Annotated in this window: 2 protein-coding genes; one reads left to right on the forward strand and one right to left on the reverse strand. The window is 69.7% G+C overall.

What is annotated here, in order from left to right:
* Positions 1 to 932: 932 nt before the first annotated feature.
* On the reverse strand, positions 933 to 1583 hold the full coding sequence (locus FJ309_17035; GenBank protein ID MBM3956278.1) for a DUF309 domain-containing protein: 651 nt from the start codon (positions 1581 to 1583) through the stop codon (positions 933 to 935).
* Between FJ309_17035 and FJ309_17040 the strand changes: the two genes are divergently transcribed.
* On the forward strand, positions 1582 to 5578 hold a 3997-nt coding region (locus FJ309_17040), incomplete at its 3' end, for a DEAD/DEAH box helicase (protein ID MBM3956279.1). The genes FJ309_17035 and FJ309_17040 overlap by 2 nt on opposite strands.

The following is a 5578-nucleotide window of genomic DNA, read 5'->3' on the forward strand; positions in this document are numbered from 1 at the left end:
CGGATGCCCGGGTTCGCGGTCCAGCCGCCCGAAGCCCTCGAGCGGGTCATCGACCACATGCTCGCCGAGCGGATCCTGTTCGAGGACCAGGGGATCCTCGCCATCGACGAGCCGGGGGAGCGCCGGTACGGGTGGCGGCACTACATGGAGGTGATGAGCGTCTTTCTCTCGCCCCCGCTCCTGACGGTCGTCCACGGCCGCACCGATCTGGGCCACGTCGATGCCTCGTCGCTCATGCCGAAGGCCAAGGACCGGCCGATCATCCTTTCACTCGCCGCCAGGTCATGGCTCGTGCGATCGATCGACTGGCCACGGGGGCTGGTGTATGCCGAGCCTGCCACCGACCCCGGCACGTCGAGATGGCGCAGCAACGGCCCCGGGCTGTCTTATGCCCTGTGCCAGCGGATGCGGGCGCTGTTGGCGGACGACGGCGAGCGCCCCGGCTGGTCCTCCCGGGCGCGGGAAGCGATCCGAACGGCGCGTGACGAGTTTCCCTGGGTGAGTGTGGACGCGACGACGATGGTCGGCGCCCGGCAGCGTGATCTGAAGTGGTGGACATTCGCCGGTCGAGCGGCCAACGCCGGCCTCGCCGCGGCGATCGGACGCCGGATCGCCGGATCGGCCACGTTCGACAATTTTTCGGTGACGATCGAAGACGGCCAGGAATCCGACTCACTCGCCGACATCCTGGCATCGCTGCCGGGGCTGGCCGACGAGGAATTCCTCCCCGTGATCGACACCGACGCGGTAAACGCCCTCAAGTTTGCCGACTGCCTGCCGCGCGACATGGCGACGCGGATGCTGCAACTCCGTTCGAGCGACATCCCGGCGCTGCGCCGCGTCGTGGCGGAACCGGTGCGGCGCGTGATCGCTGGCGAGTGAGACTGTGGGTACGCGGGTGGCCATCCCCTGGCAGGCCCGCGATCGCCAGGTCACGCCCCCGGCCGCAACCCGGCCACGAGCAACTTGACGACGTCGCAGCGCGACGTGTGCCAGCACTCGGGGCGGTAGGCGGCTAGCTCGTCGAGAACGGCAGCGATGCTCTCCCGATCGAGCGCCAGCGCGGCGGCATGGTCGCGAGCCTGGCCGCCGGCCATGGCTGGCGCGGCGAGCAATTCGCGGGCGCGCGCGACGTGGCGCGCGACGCCGGCCGGCTTCCCCTCGCGGATCTTCACCGCCGCGGCAGCGAGGTGAATCAACCCCTGCACGAACCGCGCGTCGGGCGTGGTGCGACCACGCGCGTGCCAGACACCCTCCCAGGCTTCGTGCGCTTCCCAATAAAACCCCTCGTTGAACAGGTCGAGAGCGTGGAGCCAGAGTGGATCATCGCCCCCGCGCGCGACGTGGTCGCTCGGAAGAACCTGCGCGTCTGGCAGCCCCGCGGCGGCGCCATCGGCAGCAGGGCCACGCTCTGGTCCGGCACCGTCGGCAGCGAGCGGCACGGGCGCGTGCCGGCCACGGGCAGCATATGAATGCCCGCGCGGATCGTTGACCGGATGCGGGTGGCCATGCCCCGGGACGTAGGCATAGGGCGGCAGCGCGATGGCCGGTGCGTAGCGCGGGGGTGAGGAACGGACGGTCATGGTCGGGAGTTTCTGGGGTAGAATTCGGGGCTGCCATCCCTCACCCGGCCGGGCCGCGTGCCGGCGGCTCGGGTGTGGGGGCACGGCCGCCCGACAGGGAACCACGGGCATGAACGTCTTCGAGATGCGGAACCGGCTGGTCCACGATTACGACGCCTTCGTGCGCTCGTTCGTCGACATCGCCGATCCACGCGTGAAGCAGGTCGTGGACGAGGCCCTCGGCAGCGGCGTGCTGTGGCCGTCGCCGCTGGTCCAGCTCAACCCGGCATTCGAGCCCGGGAGTCTCGTCGACGACCTCGTGCGCGAGGGAGTGCTCCACGCCGACTGCGCGAAGATCTTCCGGGCACGGAAGACGGCCGACAGCCCCGGCACGCCGATGCGGCTCCACAAGCACCAGGACGAGGCGATCCGCATCGCGCGTCTGCTTGCCAACTACGTGCTCACGACCGGCACCGGATCGGGCAAGAGCCTCGCCTACATCATCCCGATCGTGGACCACGTGCTGCGACACGGCACCGGCAAGGGGATCCAGGCGATCGTCGTCTACCCGATGAACGCCCTGGCCAACAGCCAGGCGGGCGAGCTGGCGAAGTTTCTCGAGACGATGCCCTACGCCCCGGACCGCCCCCCGGTCCGCGTCCGCCGCTACACGGGGCAGGAGACCGACGAACAGCGCCGCGAGATCCGCGACAACCCGCCCGACGTGATCCTCACCAATTACGTCATGCTCGAATTGATCCTCACGCGCGTCGCCGAGAAGGCGATCGTCAAGGCGGCGCAGGGGCTGCGGTTCCTCGCCCTCGACGAGCTGCACACCTACCGCGGCCGCCAGGGTGCCGACGTGGCGATGCTCTGCCGCCGGATCCGCGACCAACTCGACGCGCCGCGGCTGCAGTATGTCGGCACGTCGGCCACGATCGCCGGCCCCGGCACGCTCGCTGAGCAGCGGCAGGAGATCGCCCACGTCGCCTCCGGGCTGTTCGGTGCCGAGGTCAGGCCGGAGTCGGTCATCGGCGAGACGCTCCGCCGAGCCACTCCGCACGGCGACGTGACCGATGCCGGGTTCCGCGCGGCGCTCCGTGCGCGGGTGACATCGAAGGCAGCGCCACCGGAGTCGTACGACACCTTCCTCGCCGATCCCCTTTCGAGTTGGATCGAATCGACGTTCGGCGTCGTCCCGGCCGCGAACGAAGACCGGCTCGTCCGGGCCGTCCCACAGACCATTCACGCCGCGGCGATCACGCTCGCAGCCGAGACCGGCAGCGACGCGACCGACGCCGCCGCGCTGGTCACCGCCCAGCTCATGAGCGGCTACCAGAAGGCCCGCAATGCGGCCGGCCAGCCGGCGTTCGCGTTTCGCCTCCACCAGTTCCTCAGCCGCGGCGACACGGTCTACGCCACGCTCGAGCGCGAGGCCGAGCGCTACATCACGTTTCAACCCCAGAAGACGAAGCCCGAGAACGACAAGGCCCTCCTGTTTCCCCTCGTGTTCTGCCGCGAATGCGGCCAGGACTATGCGTCGGTCGTCCGCCATGAGCCCGCGTCGGGAGGCCTGCCGTCGTTCGAGCCCCGTGACCTCGGCGACCTGGCCAAGACCGCGGAGTCGAAACCGGGCTATCTGTTCCACAGCTCCGATCCGCGGCGCGCCTGGCCCCTGGCCGATCACACCAGCGAGAGCGTCCTCGAACGGCTGCCCGACGAGTGGAAGGAGATCCGCGGCGGCGAGGAGGCGTTGCGCCGCACTCGCCTCGCACAGATTCCCCATCTGGAGCACGTGGCCGTCGACGGCCAGTCCGACCCGCACGGCCTCACCTGTTTCTTCATCCCCAGCCCGTTCCAGTTCTGCCCCGCCTGCGGCGTCTCCTACCAGCAGCGGCGCGGGGCCGATCGCCCTGTCCTCGGCGAGGTCGGCTTCGGCGGCCGCTCGAGCGCCACGACGCTCATCTCCACGAGCCTCGTGACGTTCCTCAAGCAGGAGAGCCAGCTCGACGCCGCGGCGCAGAAGCTGTTGAGTTTCACCGACAACCGACAAGACGCCTCTCTCCAGGCGGGCCATTTCAACGACTTCGTCCAGGTGGCGCTCATCCGCGGCAGCCTCCATGCCGCCGTCGCCGCGGCCGGGGCGCCGGGGATCGAATACCGCGATCTCCCCCAGCGGGTGTTCGACGCCTTCGAGGCCGGCCTCCCGCCAGGGGCGGCGTTCGCGCTCTATGCGGCGCAGCCCGAAGCCCAGTTCAACGTCAGGAAAAACACCTGGCGCGCCATGCGCGACGTCCTCACCTACCGCGTGTTCCTCGACATGAAGCGTGGCTGGCGCCTGTCGATGCCCAATCTCGAGCAGTGCGGCCTGTTGAACGTCGAATATGAGTCGCTCGACGAGCTGTGTGCGAGCGACACCGACTGGCAGGGCACCCATCGGGCGCTCGCCACGGCCACTCCCGCCGTCCGCTCGGGCGTGGCGCGGACGGTTCTCAATTACCTGCGTCGGGAGCTCGCCATCCAGGCCGACTGCCTCACCGAACCGTGGCAGGAGGCGATGAAGCGCGACAGCAGCAACCTGCTCGCCGAAGGCTGGCGGATCGACCCCGACGAGGAGCTCGACGCCGGCCGTCTCGCCTTCCCACGCCCCAAGGGGGACGACCGCGGCAGCGCCCTCTATTTGAGTGCCCGCGGCACCGTCGGCCGCTACCTCCGCCGTCCCGCCGTGCTCGGTGGAGGCCTGTCTGTCGACGACGCCCAGGCGATCATCCGCGACCTCTGCCGGGTGCTCACCCGCACGAATCTCGTCCTCTCCGGCACCGACGACGACCCGGCCTACCAGCTCAATGCCAGCACGATGCGCTGGCTCCCGGGCGACGGATCGCAGGCGTTCCACTGCCCGCTGCGGGTCCCCCGGGCGCCCGAGCGGGGCCTGCGCCCCAATCCCTACTACGTCGCCTTCTACAAGACGGCCGCGACGAACGTCGCCGGCTTCGAGGCCCGCGAGCACACTGCCCAGGTGCCGGCCACCGTCCGCGAGGAGCGGGAGAAGCGCTTCCGGGCCGGCGACCTGCCGCTGATGTTCTGCTCGCCGACGATGGAGCTCGGTGTCGACATCGCCGATCTCAACGCCGTCAATCTCCGCAACGTCCCCCCGACACCGGCCAACTACGCGCAGCGCTCAGGCCGCGCCGGCCGCAGCGGCCAGCCGGCCGTGGTGGTCACCTACTGCACCGCCGGCAGCTCGCACGACCAGTACTTCTTCAAGCGGCAGGAGCAGATGGTGGCCGGGTCGGTCGCTCCGCCGCGGATCGACGTCGCCAATGAAGAGCTCGTCCGCTCGCACGTCCATGCGATCTGGCTCTCCGAAAGCGGATTGAATCTTCACGACAGCCTCCGGGCCCTCGTCCAGCTCGAGACCCAACCGGGCATGCCGGTCACCGACGAGGTCCGCGCCCACCTCGACGATCCCCATGCCATCGCCCGCACGCGCCATCGGGCGCGCGTGCTCCTGGCGAGCATCGCGGGGAAGCTCGCCGACGCGGAATGGTATTCGGACAGATGGCTCGACGAGGTGCTGCTCCAGTTGCCCGATCGATTCGAGCGGTCGTGCGACCGGTGGCGCGACCTCTACCGGGCCGCGATGGCCCAGCGCGAGCGGGAGCACAAGCGGGAAAACGACCACTCGATCACCAAGCGGGCCCGCGACGACGCCGCCCGCTTCCGCCGCGAGGCGGAGCTGCAGCGCGACTTGCTTCTCAACGAAGACCGCAGGGGGAGCCAGCAGTCCGACTTCTCTTCCTACCGCTATTTCGCCAGCGAGGGATTCCTCCCCGGCTACAACTTCCCTCGTCTTCCCCTCTCGGCCTTCATTCCGGGCCGGGCGGGCAGCCGCGATCAGGAGTATCTCAACCGGCCCCGCTTCCTCGCGATCAGCGAGTTCGGCCCCAAGTCGCTCGTCTACCACGAGGGCCAGCGCTACCAGGTCGACCGCGTGCTTCTGCCGCCGAGTGAGT

Source organism: Planctomycetota bacterium (assembly GCA_016872555.1).
Lineage (GTDB): Bacteria > Planctomycetota > Planctomycetia > Pirellulales > UBA1268 > F1-20-MAGs016.

Excerpts from the sequence above, each read along its gene's own strand:
- FJ309_17035 (MBM3956278.1), bottom strand. The coding sequence starts at position 1,583 with ATGACCGTCCGTTCCTCACCCCCGCGCTACGCACCGGCCATCGCGCTG.